Here is a 237-nt window from a genome sequence, read left to right on the forward strand (position 1 = left end):
AAATTTAACCAAGCGACGCAAAAACCTGATCAAACTGTGGATAATCCATTATATTCACAAGATAAGGCAACAACCTTACAAATGATTTTAAAAACACCTTTGCAATATGCACCTGGAACAAAAACAGTTTACTCAGACGTAGACTATATGCTTTTAGGACTTATTGTGGAAAAGGTAACAGGAAAGGCTTTAGATGAATATGTAGAAAATACATTTTATAAGCCATTAGGACTGAAC

1 protein-coding gene is annotated in these 237 nt (G+C 33.3%); it reads left to right on the forward strand.

Annotated elements, in window-relative coordinates; all coding sequences use genetic code 11:
• The coding region (locus A500_RS19240) for a serine hydrolase (RefSeq protein WP_016209236.1) at positions 1-237 on the forward strand (237 nt) is incomplete at both ends.

It is taken from the genome of Clostridium sartagoforme AAU1, assembly GCF_000401215.1.
Lineage (GTDB): Bacteria > Bacillota > Clostridia > Clostridiales > Clostridiaceae > Clostridium > Clostridium sartagoforme.